The following is an 18,986-nucleotide window of genomic DNA, read 5'->3' on the forward strand; positions in this document are numbered from 1 at the left end:
ATTCTGCTTGCCGTCGGCGTCCCTCGCTGCGTTCCGCTTCCTCAACGTACCGCTGCGGGTACGCCTTCGTCAGCGGGCCTTGCGAGGAACACCGCCGGCTGGCGCATAACCCGCCGCCACTCCCCAGACAGACCACTAGACTTTCCCCCGCCGTTCATGCAAGATGCCCGGCATGCGGTTCCCACAATCGAAGTTCCTGCGCCCGAGAGGGCGCCTTCCGGGGGGCTTGTACCAACCCGGATGTCCGAAGGAGGTGATGCGTCCCCATGCGCACGTACGAGTTGATGACCATTCATAGGCCCGAGTTGGCCGAGGCCGATGCCAGGCGTGAGTCACAGGTTCTCAAGAACTTTCTCCAAGAAGCCGATGCGTCGGTCATGGAGATCGACTTCTGGGGCAAGCGGCGGCTCGCCTACGAGATCGACAAGGTCCGTGAGGGCTACTACACGGTGATCACGTTCGAGGGTGAGCCCCACCATGTCGCCGCCCTGGACCGCGCCCTATCCCTTTCCGACGCGGTGATCCGGCACAAGATCATCCGGCCGGGTGCTCGTCCCGGTCGCACGAAGACCACCAAAGAGTCATCGGATCAGCCTGACAGGAGCGCTGCGGACGTATCCGGTGCATGAGGGAGTGTCACAGGGTCTTGATGTAATGGGTAGGAACCGAGTGAGCAGCACACACAGATAGGAATGGCATGCCTGACAACACAGTAACCATCGTAGGCAACCTGACCCAGGACCCCGAGATGAGGTTCACGCCCAACGGGGTGGCCATGGTCAGTCTCAGCATCGCCGTGAACCGCCGGCGCTTCAACCGCGACACCAACACGTGGGAGGATGGCGAGGCGAGCTTCTTCAACGCCACGTGTTGGCGCGACCTGGCCGAGAACGTCTCCGAGTCGTTGCGCAAGGGGACCCGGGTGTTGATCACCGGCCGGCTGCAGCAGCGCCGCTGGGAGACGCAGGAGGGCGACCCGCGCTCCGTGGTCGAGATCCAGGTCGACGAGATCGGCCCCAGCCTCAAGTGGGCCACCGCCTCGGTGACCCGCATCCCGCGCGGCGGCGGCTGGAGCGGCGGCGGCCAGCAGCAGGGCAACGTACCCCCTGCCCCCGTGGCGCGGAACAACCCGCCGCCTGACGAAGCACCCTTCTGACAAGGAGTTATGACTCATGGCGAGACGAATCCCGAACCGCCGCCGCCGGCGGCCCAGAGGACCCAAGACGATCCGCAAGCGGGCCTGTCCGGGTTGCGGGCAGATGAAGTGCGACAACACCAGGGTGCCTTACGTGGACTACAAGGACCTGGACATCCTGGGCCGCTTCATCTCCGAACGCGGCAAGATCCGTTCCCGGCGGGTAACCGGCGCCTGCGCCCAGTACCAGCGGCGGGTGGCGATCGCCATCAAGAACGCTCGCGAGATGGCGTTGTTGCCGTACACGAAGAGCCCGCGATGAGGCTGGTGCTCAAGTCCGACGTGGCCGGTCTGGGCACGAAGGGAGACATCGTGGAGGTGTCCACCGGCTACGGACGCAACTACCTCCTGCCCCAGGGGCTGGCCGCCAATGCCACCACCGGCATGATCCGCCAGATCCAGGAGGCCGCGCGGGTCCGCCGGGAGGCTCGCCGTCGCGAACTGGAAGCCGCCGAGAACATCCGCTCGCACCTGGCCGAGACCCGGGTCGTGATCGCCGCCCGGGTGAATGACGAGGGTCAGCTGTTCGGGTCGATCGGGATCGCCGAGATCGTCGACGCGGTGAGGAGCCTGTCGTCGGTGGTCCTGGAGCGGCGTATGGTCCTGCTGGCGGAACCCATCAAGACCATCGGCTACCACGAGGTGTCCATCACCCTGCATCCTGAGGTGCAGTGCGTCCTGACTCTGGATGTGATCCCGGCTCACCGGTGACGCCCGGGCGTTGCTCCGGCGAGTGGTCCGCGTCCCGGGCAGAAACCTGAAGAGCGGCAAAATCTGGCCCCGGAACCGGGGCCTGCCGGCCTTCCGGTTGCCTATGCTGACTGGCGGTTGGGATCCGGTCGGACGGCGCGACTACCGGTTACCTCCCCGGCCACTTCCCTCTTCCCCCTGTGACTTTCCCGCACGTCGCCGCGTAGCCGGGGGACCGCGCGGTGGGGAATGTCACACCCTCGCGCCATCCTGGTAGTGACGATGTAGGACAGAGGGAGGGCGCAGTATGGGCCGGGCCATCTTCCCCGCAGGGGCAACACCGTGACGGTGGCCGAGCGGGTCTCCGACCCCGTTGCCTTCACCCAGGCCATGGCTCCGCCCCACAGCGGCGAAGCGGAGGAGTCCGTGCTGGGCGCGGTCCTCCGGTCGCAGCCGGCGGCCGATGAGGTGATCGGACGCCTGAAGGAGTCGGACTTCTACGTTCCGGCCTACCGGATGATCTTCGGCGCCATGGTGCGCCTCTACGACGACAACCAACCCATCGACACGCTGACGGTGGCCGACCGTCTGACCAGGATGGGCAATCTCGACAAGGTGGGCGGCGTCGGCAGGGTCGCCGTGCTCTGGGACAAGGTGCCCAGTGCCGCCAACGTGGGCTACTACACGGAGGTGGTCGCCGAACATGCCGTCCGGCGCGGGATGCTGGAGGCGACCCGGCGGATCGGTGACCTGGCCATGAACCTGGACATGGAGATCGAAACGGTCCTGGACCAGGCCGAACAGGCCGTCCTGCGGGTGGCGCAGGACCGGATGGACGGCGGCCTGGAGCAGATGGGAGGCCTGCTCGAGCAGATCCTGCAGAAGCTGGAGAAGGCGGAGAGAGGCGAGCAGGACGTCACCGGACTCTCCACCGGCCTGACGGATCTGGACCGCAAGCTGGGGGGCCTCCAGCCCGGCACGCTGATAGTGGTGGCCGGCCGTCCCGGTATGGGCAAGAGCGCCCTGGCCATGAACATAGCCAGCCATGTGGCCCTCAGTAACGGGCCGGTGGCGTTGTTCAGCCTGGAGATGTCGCCGATGGAGATCGCCTACCGCTGGTTGGGATCCTACGCCCGGGTCAACTCCATGAAGCTGCGTTCCGGCCTGGATCAGGGCGAGTCGGCCAGGTTATGGCCCCGGCTCGTGTCCGCCTCGGCCAGCCTGTACGGGGCGCCGCTGCACGCCGACGAGGGGTCGCGCACGGTTACCGACATCCGGGCCAAGTGCCGGCGGATGAAGCGCCAGAGAGGGCTGGATCTGGTGGTGGTGGACTACATGCAGCTGATGCAGGCCCGTACCAGGGAGAACAGGCAGCAGGAGATCGCCGAGATCAGCCTCAACCTCAAGGGGCTGGCCAGGGAACTGGACGTGCCGGTGATTGCGGTCTCGCAGCTCAACCGCGCCCTGGAGAGCAGGGGAGACCGGCGCCCGCAGCTCGGAGACCTCCGCGAGTCGGGGGCGATCGAGCAGGACGCGGACGTGGTGCTCATGATCTACCGCGACGAGTACTACAACCCGCAGTCCGACCAGAAGGGTTTGGCCGACATCATCATCGCCAAGCAGAGGGCCGGTCCCACCGGCGTGGTCAAGGCCACCTTCGCCGCTGAGTACACCCGCTTCGACAACCTGCCGCACGGCTACACCAACCAGGGGAGGTAGTGGTCTGTCTGCGAAACAACCGGGTGATCTGGAGGTCATCGGCGTCCCGTCGCTGCGTTCCGCTTCCTCAACGTACCGCTGCGGGTACGCCTTCGTCAGCGGGCCTTGCGAGGAACACCGCTGCCGACGCCATACCACACCGCCATTCCACAGACAGACCACTAGACGGCCGGGGCGCCGCTCAGATGTGAATCTCGATGCGGTCTCCGTCCTCGAGGGGGAACGCCTTCCCGATGCGGCGGTCGGGCCGGCCGGGCCGGATCAGCCGGGCGTACTTGAGATCGCGGGCGAAGTCCTTGTGGATCAGGGTGGCCACATCCAGCACCGTCTGGCCGCGGCGGATCGTGTAGGGCCGGTCGTCCTTTCGCGCGGCGGCCGAGACGGTGTAGACCCGCACCACCCCCAAGGCGTCGAAGAGCCAGTCACCCAGGTGGCCTACCTCGTCCCCGGGAATCGAGGACCTGAGGATGGGGAGGTCGAGGTCGACCAACTCCATCAGCACCTCGATCTCCTCCTCGACCTGTTCGGTCAGGTCGGCCTTGGACGCCACCACCGCGGCGGGCAGGATCTTGGCGAACGGATCATCGGGATCCGTGGGCGCCCCCGCGCCGCTGGGCCACTCCCCGGTCAGGAACACCTTGCGTTCCTCCAGCAACCCCACCAACTCCTCCACGGCCGCTACGCAGCCGGGCTCCGACACGTCAACCACTAAGAGCGCCCCGTCCGCGGGCTGCAGGGCATTCCCGATCCAGGGCAAGGTGTGCTCGGCGGTGATCGGCGGGAGGTCGATCAGCTGGATCCCGATGTCACCCACGGGCGCCATTCCGGGCTGGGGATGCTGGGTGGTGAAGGGGTACGCCCCGACCGGGGCGCCTGAACCGGTGAGGGCGTGGTGGAGCGAGGACTTGCCGCTGTTGGGAGGTCCGAGCAGGACGATCTGGCCCGCCCCTTCCGGCCGGACGGTGTAGACCGGCCCGGCCCGCGCACCCGCCTTCCTGGGAGCGGCCAGCTCCTCGGTCAACTCCTTGATCTTGGTCTTGATCCCGGCCTGGAGGTGTTCGGTTCCCTTGTGCTTGGGGATGGTGCGCAGCATCTCCCGCAGTGCCGTCAGGCGGTCCCGGGACTCCCGGGCCGCCTTGTAGTCGGCTTCGGCCTTCTTGTACTCGGGGGAGACGTTGGTGGGCATTGCCTCACAATGATGGCGCAACGGCGGCGGGAACGCCGATCGGGCGGCGGTAATCTCGCGAAGCCATGTTCGAAGAGCTCGCCGATGGCGTCTTCCGGCGTCCCTATCCCTTCCTGCGGATCAACATCGGGGTCGTGATCGGCGCCGACGGCGTCCTGCTGGTCGACACCCGCGAGAGTGAGGATGCCGCCCGCGAACTGTCCGGCGAGCTTCGCACGCTGACGGCCAAGCCGGTGAGGTGGGTGGTCAACACCCACTGGCACTGGGACCACGTGTTCGGGAACGCCCTCTTCCCCGGCGCGGCCATCTGGGGACACCGGTCCTGCCGGCGGATGCTGCGGGGGAATACGGAACCCCACTTCGACGATGCCCGGCGCTGGGTGCCCAGGGAGCGGAGAGACGAGATCGAGCGGGTGAGGGTGGTGCCGCCGCAGCACACCTTCGAGGCGGTGACCGCCATCGACATCGGTGGGCACCGGGTCGAGGCCACGTACCACGGGCGTGGCCACACCGACGCTGATGTGGTGGTCCGCTGCGGCGGCGTGACCTTCATGGGGGACCTGGTGGAACAGGGCAAGAGCCCCGAAATGGGCGATTCCTACCCCCTGGAGTGGCCCGCCACGCTGGCCGCGGCGCGCCCCGGAGTGGGGCCCACGGTGGTGCCCGGCCACGGTGACCTGCTCTCTCCCGCCGACGTGGACGACCAGGCGGAGCGGCTCGAGAGGGTGGCAGCGTTGTTACGCCAGGTGCTCTACGAGGGGCGTCCGGCGGAGGAGGCGGTCCGGCGAGGGCCCATCCCCGAGCTGCACATGCGCAAGGCCCTGGCCAGGGCTCGGTCGGCGGCCGGGTTGAGCCCACAACCGTGAGCTCTGCCGAAACCCGGCTCAATATAGCGACCTCACCGCTGAGCCGCGGTCCGTGGACCGAAACCAACGCCGGCGCGCTAGCCTTCGAAAACCGGGAGAAGGAGACCCAGGTGTCGGTTCCGCTTGGTGCGTCCCAGGCAGAAATCAACCACGCCGCATACCCCAAGTACCGGGAAGCGTTGGAAAGGGAACACGCTGGACGCGTGGTTCTCATGCGAGATGGCGAAGTCGTGCGTATCTTCAACGACAAGGGCGACGCCTACGAGTATGGACACGAGACATTCGGGTTCGGCAATTTCTCGATGAAACGGATCGGTGAACGACCGGCACAACTCGGCATCATGGCCCAGGTCATGAGCCGACCCTGATGCCCACTTGCCACATTCCTATGGTTGACAACCGGTTCCTGCCGGTGGCTGCGGTATCCCTGCCCGCACCTGCTCATCCGGTCGCTCGTCGTTACACAGCCCTGGTTGACACAGGAGCAACGAGGACCATGATTTCGGAGAGAGTAACGCAAGAGGTTGGCCTCCCGCAGGTTGATGTTGGAAGGTATTGGGACGTGAACCAGAACGAGGAAGAAACCGGTGTGTACAGATTGCGGATGGACATACCGATAGTGCAGGGCGGCGGAGCGGACCTGCGCGGCACGGACCTCGACGCTCTACTGATGAAGGTCTCGCCTACCCGCTACGACATCATCTGGGGTATGGACTTTCTCTCTTTCTTCCATATCACCATGGTCGGCGGGATGATGTATCTCAGCAGTTGAACAGGAGGGTGAGGACAGCGAACCCTGCCGGCTCTGCCGCCTTTCCTTGTTGAACGCACTGGCCACTGGCCACCCGTCAGGCCGACCGTTTTCCGGCCGGGCCGGATTCGATGGTGATCCCGCCGAACAGGCAGGTTCCGGTGATCGTCAGGGTCGGACCCGTGCGGGGTGAGGTCTCGCCTCGCTGATCGTTGACTCCGCCGAAGATGTTGGTGGTGCGGAGGTCGACCACCCAGTCGTCGGGCACCACGAAGACGACCCCTCCGAATACCGCTGAGACGTCCACTTTGGGTGCGCTGATCGCCAGCCCGGCATCGACCAGGTCGATCTTGGCGGATCCGAAGACAGCGCTGACTGCTCCTCCGGAGAAGTTCCGGCTGGTGATCCGCTGCTCGGTCGTTCCGAACCCGCACGACACGTTCACATCGGTCGTCTCGATGGCCTCGGAGTCCCGGTCCTGCTTGCGGCGCCTGGTCCGGGGCCGGCGGCCCAGCAGGATGAACCTGGCGCCCACCCAGACCAGGACGAGCGGCCACAGCCTCCACACGTCTCCGTAGTCGATGCCCCAGATACCAAGGGAGTCCACCAGCATCAACCCGCCGAACAGGGTGACCGCAGCCCAGAACCACCGGCCCGAGCGCCGCCGCACCAGGTTGCCGACTCCGATCACCACCAGGATCGCCGGCCACCAGTCGCTCAACGTGTAGCTCCAGTCGGTGAGGTTCTCGACGAGCAACAACGCGCCGATCACCACCAGCAGGAGTCCGGTCACTATCCGGGAGCTTCGCTTGCCTTCCATCATGCCTCGCCTTTCATCGCGCCGCCTCGTCGGGGACCGGCCACAGCCAGGCCGCCCCCAGGACGCCCCCGGAGTCGCCGTGCCGGTTCCTTGCCAGGCGGGTGGCCACGCCATCGGAGAATATCCACTTTCCCCACCTTTGCGGCACCTCCTCGTAGAGTTGATCCGCGTTCGACAAGCCGCCGCCCAGGACCACGACCTCGGGATCGAGGACGTTGATCACCACCGCCAGGGCCCTCGCCAGGCGGGTGGCGTAGTGATCGAACACCGCGGTGGCTACCGCGTCGCCATCGATACGGTCCATGACCTGCTCAGCCGTCAGTTCCATCCCGCCGGATCGCCGGTACTCACGGGCCACCGCCGGACCGGACAGGTAGACCTCCACGCAGTCGGTCCTCCCGCAGTAGCAGGCCCGCCCGCCCGTCTCGGCCGGTTGGGGGTTGTGACCCCATTCCCCGGCGATGCGGTTGGGGCCGGCCTGGAGGGTTCGGTCGATCACCAGGCCGCCGCCCACGCCGGTTCCCAGGATCACGCCGAACACGGTCTGGGCCCCCACGCCTGCTCCCGTTACCGCCTCGGCCAGTGCGAAACAGTCGGCGTCGTTGGCCAGCCGCACCGGCCTTCCCAGCGCCGTTTCCAGGTCGCGATCAAGGGGTCGGCCGTTCAGCGCCACCGAGTTGGAGTTGCGCAGCAGCCCCGAGAAAGGGGAGATGGCCCCGGGCGTTCCGATCCCGACGGTGCCCTGCCCACCGGCGCCGGCCTCCACCTCGCGGATCAGCTCCACCACCGCCCGGACGGTGCCCTCGTAGTCCCCGGCCGGCGTCGGAACCCGCTTCCTGACCAGCACCCGCCCGCCGGGGTCGAGCACGGCGCCCTCGATCTTGGTGCCACCCAGGTCGATCCCGACCCGGAGCCCACCCCCGCTCATGCCCGTTCTTCCCTCCTGATGAGGCCGGCGACCCGCAGCCCCAGATAGGCGAGCATCGCCCCGACCTGGAGCCAATCGCCCCAGCGGACGTAGAGGGTGGGGCCGGCCGTCCGGGCCGCGGGGACGCCGGCGGCGGTGGTGGTCTCGAAGAGCTCGGTCCGGCTCTCCACCCGCCCGTCGGCGTGGACGAAGGCGGACTTGCCGGTAACCGCGGCGTGCACCAGGTCCACTCCCAGCTCCGCCGCTCTCATCCGGCTGATGGCGATCATCTGGTCGCTGGCCGGCGTCCTGCCGAAGGAGGCCTCGTTGGTCGCCAGCACCAGGAACGCCGCTCCCGCCCTCACCGCCTCCCGCTCGTAGCGGGCGTAGGCCCCTTCGTAACTGATGACGGATCCGAACCGGACTCCGTCGAGGTCGAACAGCACCTGCTCCCGGCCCCGGACCATGTCCCGGGGCACCCGGTCGAGGGCCGGCACCACCTGGAAGAGGGGGCGGAGGGGCACGTACTCGCCGAACGGCACCGGGTGCCGTTTGCGGTAGGTGCCGACGATGGCGCCGCTGGGCCCGAAGACCATGTTGAGGTTGTCGAAGTGACCGGGTCCCGCGTCCAGGTCTCCCCCCACCAGGAGCGTCGCGTCAAGCCGGACGGCTTCGGCGCCGATGGCCCCGGCCACCGCGGGATCCCGGAGCGGGTCGGCGCTGCCTCCGGTGGAGCTCTCGGGCCAGACCACCAGGTCGGGACCGGGTTCCAGGGCGCGGGTCAGCGCCAGGTGGCTCTCGTAGATGAGCCGGCGCTCGCCCAGGCACCGCGTCCCGGGGCAGGGGGAGTTCCCCTGCACGATCGTCACCGACCGGGTTTCGCCCTCCGGTATTGCCGGCCAGACGTTCCCGGCCAGCCCCAGGATCACCACACCCCCGGACACGGCCGCCAGGACCTTCCAGGACAGGCGGCGGCGAAGCACCAGAACGGCCACCGCCGCCACCGCCGCCAGCAGGACTCCCCAGCCGGTGGCTCCAATCCACTGGGCGGAGGGCCGCAGGGGCGTGGCGCCGGCCATGACGCCGATCGATCCCCAGGGAAAGCCGCCGAAGGGCCACCGCACCCGCAGGAACTCCGCCAGCGCCCCCGCTCCCGCCGTCGCCAGCACGAACGTCCAGGGGGCGGCGTCCCGGTAGCGGAATATTCCGCCGGCGGCGATGAGGAAGGCCAGGGCCTGCACCATCGCCAGCGGGTAGTAGGCGATCAGCTCCACCTCGATGAGCCAGGAGAGGATGACTGCGAAGTAGGCCAGCCCGAACAGGTAGCCGGACCACAGGGCGACCGCTCGGGTGCCGGCCGTCGCCACCAGCCAGACGAATCCCACCAGGCCCAACCAGGCGAGGGAGGTCCACTCGTACGGTGGGTAGCCGAGAGCCAGCATGATGCCCGCCAGCAACGCGCCGACCAGCCGCAGGGTTGTCACCGTCCGTGCCACCGGCGGGATTGTACGGCGCGTCCGGCGCTCTTCTATTACCCGGAATCCGGCGTGCCTGGCCGTAAGATGATGCGCTATCACGCACCGGATGGCAACGGCGGGGCGGCGCGCCCCCGAACCGCCATTCACAGTTCATAGTCCAAGGAGGCCTGTCTGCGAGACAACCAGGGGTGTTCCGGCGGCCGCGGGCGGATCGTCCGGCATCCTACGCCGGGACTATTCGGGTGACCACCGGAGCCTTGAACGTGGAGTTGCGGACCGACCTGGACGTGGCGATCGCCGCGGCGCGGGCCGGCGCCCGAGTGGTGCGCCGGTCGTTCGGGCGGGACTTCGACCCGGACCTCAAGAGCGTGGTCGATCCGGTGACAGAGGTGGACCGGGCCGCCGAGGCGGCCATCCGGGACGTCCTGAGCACCATGCGCCCCGAGGATGAGGTGCTGGGCGAGGAAGGGGGCGGCCAGACCGAGGCGGTAGGGCGGCGGTGGATCGTGGATCCCCTTGACGGCACCGTCAACTTCCTGCACGGCCACCCGCACGTGTCCACTTCCGTGGGGCTCTGGGACGCGGACGAGCCGGTGGCGGGCGTAGTAGTCGATGTGATGCGGGGAGAGTTGTTCACCGCAGCCCGGGGGCAGGGCGCCTACCTGGACGGCCGGCCCATCCGCGTCTCCTCCAAGACCAGGCTCCAGGAGTGCCTGGTCGGAACCGGATTCCCCTACGACCGCCACCTCCACGGCCCGGCCTACACCGCCGCGGCGGGGGAGGTGATGAAGCGGGTGCGGGACATACGCCGGCTCGGGTCGGCCGCTCTGGACTTCGCCTGGGTGGCCTGCGGGCGCTTCGACGGGTTCTGGGAGTTCGGCATCTATCCGTGGGATGTGGCGGCGGGGTTGTTGCTGGTCGAGGAAGCAGGCGGTTTGACGGCCGACATGACGACAAGCCCGGCCGGGGTGGACTCCACCCACTTCATCATCGCCGGGCCCGGAATACACGAACCGCTGGTGAACCTGATCCGCTCCCTCGCCCCACCCCATGTTCGGGCCGGTACTTGAGCGGCCCGACCGGGTTGGCTCCCTCCCGGTGACGGCCGGCGATGCCATCGCGGCGTTCTGGCGGGAGTGGCCGGTGCTGCGGGACCTGCTGGAACAGGAACTGGCTCAGGGCGAGTATGGGGACGGCACCGAGCAGCTGACGGACCTGACGGAGGCGATCGATCCCGGACTCGAGTGGGATCTGCTGCCCGGACTCGAAGCCCGGCACGCGCTGTGCCTGAGCGCCGCCTCGGACCCTGCCCTGCGCCCGCTCACCGAACGGTGGGTCCGGGCTGCGCCCGAACCCGATGGGGGTTGGGAGTACCACCCGGCCAGGATCCCCGTCACGCCGGTCGCGCTCGCGGTGGCGAACCTCCGGATACACCCGCGCGATGTCCTGGTGGTGATCGAGCCCGACCAGAGCCGCGAGGAGCTGAACCTGACCGTAGGCCATCCCGACTTCGGCGGCCTGGATGAAGTCCTGCAGCTCCAGGTGGTGTTCCGCCTCCTGGACGACCTCCTGGGCGAGGACCTCATGGAGAGCTGGGTCGGGTCGGTGGACGTGGTCCCCCATCCGCTCTCCTGGGGGGTGCCGCTACTCGACCTGGCGGACGAGGTCGACCGCCACTCGGGCCTGGCCACGGGCCGGAGGTGGGAGTTCATCGAGGAGGAGGACGAGGAGCTGGGGGACAGCCGGCTCTTCATCAACCGGGCCCTCAAGAGGCTCGACCACCTGGACCTGGACTTCGTGGTGACGGTCAGCATCGAGGTCCAGTCGTTCGACCCGGTGCTGGTCAGGGAGGTGGAGAAGGACCTGGCCGAGTCCCTGGGCACCGAGGGCGTGATCTACGCCCATCGAGCCTTCGATGACTTCACCGTGCTCTACGCCTACGTGGGGGAGGGAGTGGCCGACGACGTCCGGCGGCTGGCCGACCGGTGGTCACCCCAGGTCTACGAGGTGATGGTGGAGCCCGATCCCGCGTGGGACACCTACGAGGACATGCGTTAGATGAACGCGCCACAGACGCTCTTCGACTACCCGTCCGTGACAGCCGAGTCGGTGGCCACCGCCGTGGAAGCGGCCATCGCCCGCGGTGAGGATCTGGTCGAGGAGATCCTCTCGGTGCAGGGTCCGCGCACGTTCGCCAACACCCTGCGGCCCTTCGAGGAGGTGGCTCGCCTGGGCTCCGTCGCGTACGGCAGGGGACCCTTCCTGGGCCAGGTGGCCACGGACGAGGCGGTCCGGACGGCCGCCCGGGAGGGCGAGGAGCGCTTGGAGAAGTGGGCCCTCGACCTGATCTCGCGGCGTGATCTGTACCGGGCCATCCGTGACTACGCGGGCACCGAAGACGCCGGGGCGCTGGCAGGCGAGCCGGCGCGAGCCCTCGATCACGTCCTGCGCGACTTCCGCATGGCCGGTCACGAGCTGGGCGAGGAGGACCGGTCCCGCGTACGGGAGCTGCTCACCCGCCTGGTCAGCTGCCAGGTCGCGTTCTCCGCCGCCCTGGCCGAGTACGAGGACCACCTCGAGGTCACCGAGGACGACCTCGAGGGCATGCCCGACTCGTACGTGGCACAGCTGGCGCCGGGAGAGTCCGAGGGTTCCTACCGCATCACGATGGCCTATCCAGATGTGATCCCGTTCATGGAGAACTCCCCGCGCCGCGACCTGAGGCAGGCGCTGGCCCACAAGTTCGGCAACCGGGCCAGGGATGCGAACACGCCGGTTCTCGAAGAGGCCCTGGCGATCCGGGCCCGGCTGGCCTCCATCTTCGGCGCCGGTTCCTGGGCGCACCACAGCATGGTGAAGAAGATGGCACGGCGGCCCGAGGCGGTGACCGACTTCTACGGGTCGATCCTCGGCCGCCTGACCGAGGCGGGCCTCCGGGAGCGGGCCGCCATGGAGCGGCTGCTCGAGGCACAGGGCTATGAGCTGCCTGTCCAGCCCTGGGACCGCGCCTACTGCCAGAACGAGCAGATGAAGCGGGACTACGGGGTGGACCCTCTGGAGGTGGCCCCCTACTTCCCCAAGGACCGGGTGATCGAAGGGATGTTCGAGATCACCCAGCGGGTGTTCGGTCTCACCTACCGGCAGGTCGATGCGCCGGTCTGGCACGAGGAGGTGCTGGCGTACCGGATCACCGATACCGCCTCGGGCGAGCTGGTGGCCCACTTCTACATGGACCTGCATCCCCGCGACGGCAAGTTCGGGCACGCCGCCGCCTTCCCGCTGGCGCCCGGCGGGATGGACATCGAGGGCGGCCTCCGCCGGCCGGTGAGCGCCATGGTGGCGAACCTGACCCGGCCCACTCCGGACGGTCCCTCGTTGCTCCTGCACCACGAGGTGGTCACCCTGTTCCACGAGTTCGGCCACATCCTCCACATATCGCTCTCGAGGGCCGAGATGGCGCGGTTCAGCGGCGCCCGGACCGAATGGGATTTCGTGGAGGCGCCGTCCCAGATCATGGAGAACTGGTGCTGGATTCCCGACGTGCTCCGGACCTTCGCCCGCCACCACGCCACCGGGCTGCCGATCCCACCGGACCTGGTGGCCCGCCTCACCGATGCCAGGAACCTGAACGTCGCCCTCTTCAACCTGCGCCAGGTGATGCTCGGCCAGATGGACATGGATCTCCACACCACCCTCGATCCGGTCGATCTGGAGGCGGTGTTACGGAGCCGGGCCCGGACGGGACTCCTCCCGCACCACGAGGGCACCTTCATGCTCTCGTCTTTCGGCCACCTGCTGGGCGGGTACGACGCCGGCTACTACGGATACCTGTGGGCCGAGGTGTTCGGCCAGGACATGTTCAGCCGCTTCGCCGAAGAGGGGGTGCTCTCCACCGAGGTGGGGATGGCCTACCGCCGCAAGGTGCTGGAGCCCGGCGGGACCAGGGACGCCATCGACCTGTTGGAGGACTTCCTCGGGCGGGAGCCCCGCAGCGATGCCTTCTTCCGCAAGCTGGGCCTCGAGGGCTGAGCCTCCGGGCAGGAAGCCCAGCCCTCCTCTGGTTCTCAGGCTTGGGTAAGGATGTGGCCTCGGACCCGGGGGAAGTTGACGGGAGCGTGGGCGTTGCAGTAGTCCCGGCGGTTGTAGATGGATATCTTGGTGGAGCACCCATCGAGGCGGCAGACCCGACCACTCTGGTAGGAACGGGACGGCCGCACGCCGCCTTGCAGTCGGAGGCCGGCTAGAGCTTCAGACACGATCACTCACTTTCCTCAGTCCCCCTGGCGTATCCGGTATAACGCCCCGCCCGGCGGCGTTGTTCCGTGTTCTTTCTCCGACTTCTAGGAACCGGGGCGCCTGCTCCGGATGCGCGAACAGTCGTGTGCTCAAGCCGGCAGGTCGCTGTCCGCGCTGTGCTCACTGCGTGAGGATCCGGGCTACGCTGGGACCAGCCTTCCCGTCACCCCCGCTAGTCCCAGGAGACCCACATGAGAGCAACAGACGCCGCTTCCACCGCCGATGCCGCCGAGGTGGTGTTCGAGGTATCCGGGATGACCTGTGGTTCGTGTGCGGCCCGTATCAAGGACGTGCTGGTCGAACAGGCCGGAGTGGAGGAGGCGGCGGTGGACGTCGCCTCGAACCGGGCCACGGTCGTGCTGGCCGCGCCGGGGACGGTTGACGGCCTGACCGCGGCGGTGGAGGGGATCGGCTACGGCCTCACCCCCGTCCCATCCGGGAGACCCGCATGAGCGCAACGGACGTCGCCGTTGCCGCCGATGCCGCCGAGGTGGTGTTCGACGTGTCCGGGATGACCTGTGGTTCGTGTGCGGCCCGTATCGAGAAGGTGCTGGTCGAACAGGTCGGTGTGGAGGGAGCGGCGGTGGATGTCGCTTCGAACCGGGCCATGGTCATGCTGGCCGCGCCGGGGACGGTTGACGGCCTGACCGCGGCGGTGGAGGAGATCGGCTACGGCCTGGCGCCCGTCCCCGCCAGGGAGGAGACCCGAGACGTCGAGCGCGAGGATGCGCTGGAGCGCCGGATCGGGTGGCGGCGCTTCGTGGTGGCGGCAGTGCTGGCCGTTCCCACCATCGTCCTGGCCATGGGGGGTTTCGATGCCGTCTGGTCGGATTGGCTCCAGGGTGTTCTCGCCTCCGGAGCGGTTCTCTGGGCGGGGCGCACCTTCCATGTGGTGGCCTGGAAGCGGCTCCGCCACGGCGCGGCCAGCATGGACACGCTCATCAGCCTCGGCACGCTGGCCTCCTGGGGTTACTCGGTGTGGGCCCTCTTCTCCGGGGGAGCGCTCTTCTTCGAGACCGGCGCCGCCATAGTGATGTTCGTGCTGCTCGGCCGCTACCTGGAGGCGCGCGCCAAGGGCCGGGCCTCCCAGGCCGTGTCCCGGCTCCTCGAGCTCCGGGGCAACGACGCCCGGGTGCTCCGCGGCGGGTCCTGGGTCACCGTTCCCATCGAGGAAGTGGTGGTGGGGGATCAGGTCGAGATCGTCCCCGGAGGCCGTGTCCCGGTCGACGGGACGGTGGTGGAAGGGGTCGGCGAGGTCGACGAGTCGATGCTGACCGGCGAGCCCATGCCGGTGGCGCGCCGGCCGGGAGACCGTGTCGTCGGGGGAACGGTCAACCAGACGGGTCGCCTGGTCATCGAGGTAACGGAGGTGGGCGAGGACACCGTTCTGGCCGAGGTGGTACGGATAGTCGAACGGTCCCGGGCCACCAAGGCCCCGATCCAGCGCCTGGCGGATCGGGTGTCGGGCGTCTTCGTCCCGGCGGTGGTGGTGGTGGCGGTGGCCACGCTGGTGGGCTGGCTGGTGGCGACCGGCGACTGGGCCGACGCCCTGCGCAGCGCGGTGGCGGTCCTGATCATCGCCTGTCCCTGCGCGCTCGGCCTGGCCACGCCCACGGCCATCGCGGTCGGAGCGGGGCGGGGCGCCGAGCTCGGCGTGATATTCCGCTCGGCCGAGGTGTTCGAGCGGATGGAGAAGCTGGAACGGGTGGCGCTCGACAAGACCGGCACGCTGACCACCGGGCAGATGACCCTCCACTCGGTGGAGTCCGACCATCCCGACTTCCTGGCGCGGGTGGCGGGCGTGGAGGCCGGCACCGGGCATCCGCTGGGCCGGGCGGTGGAGGCCGGGGCGATCGAGCGAGGTGTCCAGCCCTCGAAGGCCCGCGACGTCAGCGTGTTCCCCGGCTTGGGAGCGGAGGGCACCGTCGACGGCACGGTCGTGACGGTGGGAACGTCCGATCTGATGGAGAGCCGCGGGATGGCGGTGGGCACCCGCTGGACCGAGGTGCTGGACCGGGCCGGAGGCCGGGGCCGGACCGCCTTCCTGGCCGGCTGGGACGGCGCCGTCCACGGGGTGATGACGGTGAGCGACACCCCCCGAGCGTCATCGGCCGGCGCCATCGCCGCATTGGGTGAGCGGCAGTTCACCACAGCCATGCTCACCGGGGACGCCGCCACCGCCGCCCGGGTGGTGGCGGACCAGGTGGGCATCGCGGAGGTGCATGCCCGCCTCTCACCGCAGCAGAAGGCCAACCTCATAGAGTCCTGGCAGGGCGAGGGCCAGGCCGTGGCGTTCGTCGGGGACGGGGTCAACGACGCTCCGGCGCTGGCGGTGGCCTCGGTCGGGATGGGGATCGGCACCGGCAGCGACCTGGCCATCGAGACCGCCGACGTGAGCCTGATGTCGGGCAATCCGGCGCTGGCGGTGACCGCCATCGACCTGGCCCGACGCATCCTGCGCGGCATCCGGCAGAACCTCTGGTGGGCCTTCGCCTACAACGTGGCGGCCATCCCCCTGGCCGCGGCCGGGCTGCTCGACCCGATGGTCGCCTCCGTCGCCATGGCGCTGTCCAGCGTCTCGGTGGTGGCCAACAGCCTCCGCATGAGGAACTGGTCCCCCTAGCCGGGGCTTCCGCTTGATGGCTCCCCTCGCTACGATTCCTTAGCGTGGCGACCGATGTCGAATGGCTTGAGGAGAACTCGCTACGTGATCCCGTAGCGGTACTGGCCTTCGAGGGCTGGAATGACGCCTCCGACGCCGCCACCCGGGTGCTCTACTACCTCATGGAGCACCACGACGTCACTCCGCTGGCCCGGCTGGATCTCGAGGACTACGTCAACTACCAGGAGTCCCGGCCGCTGGTCACGCTGGAGGGGCGGTTACGGAGCATCCGCTGGCCCACGGTCGGCTTCTTCGGTCTCGCCATTCCCGATCACTCCCATGACCTGGTGCTGATCCTCGGAGAGGAGCCGCACCTGCGGTGGCGCCGGTTCTGTATCGATGTCGCTTCCGTGCTCCGGCAGCTGGGAGTCCACCAGGCCGTGGCCCTCGGAGCGTTCGTCGGCGAGATCGCCCATACGCTCCCGGTGCCGATCTTCGGGAGCTCCTCGGATCCCAACTTCGCCGACCGGTTCGGATTGCACGCCTCCGCCTACGAGGGGCCGACCGGCATCACCGGGGTCATCACCAAGGCGCTCGAGGACGAGGGCATCGAGGCGGCGAGCATGTGGGCCGGCATACCCCATTACCTGGCGGCCAACCCCAGCCCGACCGGCACCCGGGCGCTCCTGTACGCGCTCGGCGACGTGATCGGCCAACGCTTCGACGTCACGGAGCTGGACGAGGAGGTGGCCGACTACGAGGCGCGGGTGCAGGAGGCGATCGCCGGTTCCAGCGAGCTGGTCGGGTACGTCCGGGGCCTGGAGGAGGAGAGCGAGAAGCGCGCCATATCGCTGACCGGCAGCCGCCGGCTGGTGGAGGAGATCGAGCGCTTCCTGCGCAACCCCAACTAGTGGAGTCACCTTGTCAGGGGGTGAGAATCCCGCCGAAGGGGGTCACCTGCCGTGCTGTGGCGGTAGCCGGTCACCAGTTCGATCGACAGTGTGGACGGTCACCGCAGCACCGCGATTATCGCACCGCCGACCACAGTCACCCAGCCGACGATCCATAGCGTCTGGCTGTGGATGTCCTTGCGGAGGTCGGCGACGGCCTGGGCGATCCTCGAGACCATCCGGGCTTCAACGGCTTCGTCCTTGGTATCCACTAGCGACTCGGTAACTGTCTGGTTGGTCACGTTCTTCCCTTCCAGTGCTGACTTACCTACTGTAACGTTACACGTCGTGGAAGGCTAGGGGTGTGCTGACCGGGTTCATTCGCATCGGGCGATCTCGATACCGCAGGCCATGTCCACAGCGGTTCCGGCGTCGCGTTAGAGCCAGATCAGGGTGACGAGGCCGATTCCCACGCAGTAGAGGGCGAACGGCATGAGGCTCCGGCGGGCGAGGCGATCGATCAGGAACTTGATGGCCCAGTATCCGCGTACGCCCGCCACCAGCGTCCCGATCACCAGCTCGATCGACATGCTCGAGGCCGAGCCCAGGTTGATGAACTCCCGCAGGCCGGCGCCGAGGATCGCCGGGATGGCGATGATGAAGCCGAACCGCCCGGATTCCTCGGGCGACAGTCCCCTCAGGAGCCGCGGTTTACATCTAGTGAGTTCCATCTACCGTATGGGTTAGCCAGCCGGTCCGGCTAGTAGGCGTGAGCCGAATGCAGCCGACATACCGCTGGCGACGGGACCCCGGAACGCACGGGGTCCCATTTGTTTACCAGCAGCCGCTCGCTAGTCGTCTGAGCACGAGCCAGCGGTGGGCCGAGGTATCTGTGCCGGTTCGGCCCTGACAAGCGGCTTCGTCTATCCGAGCTCCACCCCCGCACGGCCTTCAGGCTGTACGTCCGAACCGTCAGGTATCTTCGCGCCCGTCCGCCGAGGCCTCGAAGGCTAACTCGGCCATGAGGTGGCGCGTCCCCACAGCGCACGCTGAGGACTTCGACGGCCGTTCGAGATGGACCGGATCCACCCCCTTGTCGACGGCGGCGATCCGGCGCGTGTTAGCCGGCCGACGTGGAACGGACTCTCGGACTTCGCGGCCGGTTTCGGGCCGGTCTCGACATCGACCCGTCCGAGGCGGCGGGGGCGCGCATACGTATCGTTCCGACATAGCGGACCAGCAACTGTCTGCTGTTCCGTGATGGGTGGTAGCGGTGCCCAAGACATTGCTGGACATAGTCGCGCTGAGAGCGGTGTCGTCGTCGGCCAGAGTCTCTCAACTTCCCGCTATGTGCGGTTGCTGGAGCCTGGTATAGTTTCTCCATCATATCGCCGTGGTTGGAGTTTCCATCCACGAATGAAGCCGCCGGTGGCGTGTTTAAGCGTCACCGTATGTCTTCGCCGGGGGGCCCCCCAACCCCCCCCCCCCCCCGTTTGGGGGGGGGGGCCCGCGGGTGGTGGGGGGCACCCCGGTCTTTATTTTAATTTGTGAGATTTAAAAAAAAATGAAATTTTGGATTAAAAAGG

At 68.1% G+C, this 18,986-nt stretch carries 21 protein-coding genes; 14 read left to right on the forward strand and 7 right to left on the reverse strand.

Features of this window, described 5'->3' with window-relative positions; genetic code table 11:
- Nucleotides 1–266 precede the first annotated feature (266 nt).
- The 5 genes from rpsF to dnaB all read left to right on the forward strand — a co-directional run bounded on the left by rpsF (nt 267) and on the right by dnaB (nt 3,604).
- Nucleotides 267–629 carry a 30S ribosomal protein S6 gene (gene rpsF, locus OXK16_15240; protein ID MDE0377296.1) on the forward strand — a complete coding sequence of 121 codons (363 nt, stop codon included), beginning with the start codon at nt 267–269 and terminating at the stop codon, nt 627–629.
- 68 nt (nt 630–697) lie between these two features.
- The gene (gene ssb / locus OXK16_15245) at nt 698–1,156 is read left to right on the forward strand and encodes a single-stranded DNA-binding protein (protein MDE0377297.1); all 459 of its coding nucleotides are present in this window, start codon (nt 698–700) and stop codon (nt 1,154–1,156) included.
- Nucleotides 1,157–1,172: 16 nt separating this feature from the next.
- The gene (gene rpsR / locus OXK16_15250) at nt 1,173–1,457 is read left to right on the forward strand and encodes a 30S ribosomal protein S18 (GenBank protein ID MDE0377298.1); all 285 of its coding nucleotides are present in this window, start codon (nt 1,173–1,175) and stop codon (nt 1,455–1,457) included.
- Nucleotides 1,454–1,906: a 50S ribosomal protein L9 gene (rplI, locus tag OXK16_15255; GenBank protein ID MDE0377299.1), complete on the forward strand. Its 453-nt coding sequence runs from the start codon at nt 1,454–1,456 to the stop codon at nt 1,904–1,906. Before rpsR ends, rplI begins: the two co-directional genes overlap by 4 nt.
- Nucleotides 1,907–2,227: 321 nt before the next feature.
- Nucleotides 2,228–3,604 carry a replicative DNA helicase gene (gene dnaB, locus OXK16_15260; protein MDE0377300.1) on the forward strand — a complete coding sequence of 459 codons (1,377 nt, stop codon included), beginning with the start codon at nt 2,228–2,230 and terminating at the stop codon, nt 3,602–3,604.
- Between the two features lie 181 nt (nt 3,605–3,785).
- On the opposite strand, the gene OXK16_15265 is transcribed toward dnaB, so the two are convergent.
- Complete coding sequence (locus OXK16_15265) at nt 3,786–4,790, reverse strand: 50S ribosome-binding GTPase (protein ID MDE0377301.1); 1,005 nt, start codon at nt 4,788–4,790, stop codon at nt 3,786–3,788.
- Nucleotides 4,791–4,855: 65 nt separating this feature from the next.
- On the opposite strand from OXK16_15265, the gene OXK16_15270 reads away from it, so the two are divergent.
- From OXK16_15270 to OXK16_15280, 3 genes are all read left to right on the forward strand, one after another.
- Entirely contained in the window at nt 4,856–5,656 is an 801-nt protein-coding gene (locus tag OXK16_15270) for an MBL fold metallo-hydrolase (protein MDE0377302.1), read from the forward strand.
- A gap of 110 nt (nt 5,657–5,766) precedes the next feature.
- The gene (locus tag OXK16_15275; protein ID MDE0377303.1) at nt 5,767–6,024 is read left to right on the forward strand and encodes a hypothetical protein; all 258 of its coding nucleotides are present in this window, start codon (nt 5,767–5,769) and stop codon (nt 6,022–6,024) included.
- A 20-nt stretch (nt 6,025–6,044) separates the two neighbouring features.
- On the forward strand, nt 6,045–6,428 hold the full coding sequence (locus OXK16_15280; GenBank protein ID MDE0377304.1) for a retroviral-like aspartic protease family protein: 384 nt from the start codon (nt 6,045–6,047) through the stop codon (nt 6,426–6,428).
- 76 nt (nt 6,429–6,504) lie between these two features.
- Here the strand turns inward: OXK16_15280 and OXK16_15285 are convergent, their stop codons facing one another.
- Genes OXK16_15285 through lnt form a run of 3 tightly spaced genes read right to left on the reverse strand, consistent with a single transcriptional unit; the run spans nt 6,505 to nt 9,630 of the window.
- Complete coding sequence (locus OXK16_15285; protein MDE0377305.1) at nt 6,505–7,230, reverse strand: DUF5668 domain-containing protein; 726 nt, start codon at nt 7,228–7,230, stop codon at nt 6,505–6,507.
- Nucleotides 7,231–7,240: 10 nt separating this feature from the next.
- The gene (locus tag OXK16_15290) at nt 7,241–8,155 is read right to left on the reverse strand and encodes an ROK family protein (GenBank protein MDE0377306.1); all 915 of its coding nucleotides are present in this window, start codon (nt 8,153–8,155) and stop codon (nt 7,241–7,243) included.
- A complete protein-coding gene (lnt, locus tag OXK16_15295; GenBank protein ID MDE0377307.1) occupies nt 8,152–9,630 on the reverse strand; it encodes an apolipoprotein N-acyltransferase in 1,479 nt (492 codons plus the stop codon). The genes OXK16_15290 and lnt overlap by 4 nt, the downstream gene beginning before the upstream one ends.
- A gap of 224 nt (nt 9,631–9,854) precedes the next feature.
- Between lnt and OXK16_15300 the strand changes: the two genes are divergently transcribed.
- Genes OXK16_15300 through OXK16_15310 form a run of 3 tightly spaced genes read left to right on the forward strand, consistent with a single transcriptional unit; the run spans nt 9,855 to nt 13,641 of the window.
- Nucleotides 9,855–10,682 (forward strand): inositol monophosphatase family protein, encoded by an 828-nt coding sequence (locus OXK16_15300; protein ID MDE0377308.1) that lies wholly within the window; start codon nt 9,855–9,857, stop codon nt 10,680–10,682.
- A 28-nt stretch (nt 10,683–10,710) separates the two neighbouring features.
- Entirely contained in the window at nt 10,711–11,670 is a 960-nt protein-coding gene (locus OXK16_15305) for a hypothetical protein (GenBank protein MDE0377309.1), read from the forward strand.
- The gene (locus OXK16_15310; GenBank protein ID MDE0377310.1) at nt 11,671–13,641 is read left to right on the forward strand and encodes a Zn-dependent oligopeptidase; all 1,971 of its coding nucleotides are present in this window, start codon (nt 11,671–11,673) and stop codon (nt 13,639–13,641) included.
- 35 nt (nt 13,642–13,676) lie between these two features.
- On the opposite strand, the gene OXK16_15315 is transcribed toward OXK16_15310, so the two are convergent.
- Nucleotides 13,677–13,874: a hypothetical protein gene (locus OXK16_15315; GenBank protein MDE0377311.1), complete on the reverse strand. Its 198-nt coding sequence runs from the start codon at nt 13,872–13,874 to the stop codon at nt 13,677–13,679.
- Nucleotides 13,875–14,099: 225 nt separating this feature from the next.
- On the opposite strand from OXK16_15315, the gene OXK16_15320 reads away from it, so the two are divergent.
- Genes OXK16_15320 through OXK16_15330 form a run of 3 tightly spaced genes read left to right on the forward strand, consistent with a single transcriptional unit; the run spans nt 14,100 to nt 17,421 of the window.
- On the forward strand, nt 14,100–14,360 hold the full coding sequence (locus OXK16_15320; protein ID MDE0377312.1) for a cation transporter: 261 nt from the start codon (nt 14,100–14,102) through the stop codon (nt 14,358–14,360).
- Nucleotides 14,357–16,531: a heavy metal translocating P-type ATPase gene (locus OXK16_15325; GenBank protein MDE0377313.1), complete on the forward strand. Its 2,175-nt coding sequence runs from the start codon at nt 14,357–14,359 to the stop codon at nt 16,529–16,531. The genes OXK16_15320 and OXK16_15325 overlap by 4 nt, the downstream gene beginning before the upstream one ends.
- 44 nt (nt 16,532–16,575) lie before the next feature.
- A complete protein-coding gene (locus OXK16_15330) occupies nt 16,576–17,421 on the forward strand; it encodes a PAC2 family protein (GenBank protein ID MDE0377314.1) in 846 nt (281 codons plus the stop codon).
- A 98-nt stretch (nt 17,422–17,519) separates the two neighbouring features.
- Here the strand turns inward: OXK16_15330 and OXK16_15335 are convergent, their stop codons facing one another.
- Both OXK16_15335 and OXK16_15340 read right to left on the reverse strand, forming a co-directional pair.
- Complete coding sequence (locus OXK16_15335) at nt 17,520–17,702, reverse strand: hypothetical protein (GenBank protein ID MDE0377315.1); 183 nt, start codon at nt 17,700–17,702, stop codon at nt 17,520–17,522.
- 135 nt (nt 17,703–17,837) lie between these two features.
- A complete protein-coding gene (locus OXK16_15340) occupies nt 17,838–18,131 on the reverse strand; it encodes an undecaprenyl-diphosphate phosphatase (protein MDE0377316.1) in 294 nt (97 codons plus the stop codon).
- Between the last annotated feature and the right edge of the window lie 855 nt (nt 18,132–18,986).

The sequence above is a fragment of the bacterium genome, assembly GCA_028821235.1.
Lineage (GTDB): Bacteria > Actinomycetota > Acidimicrobiia > Spongiisociales > Spongiisociaceae > Spongiisocius.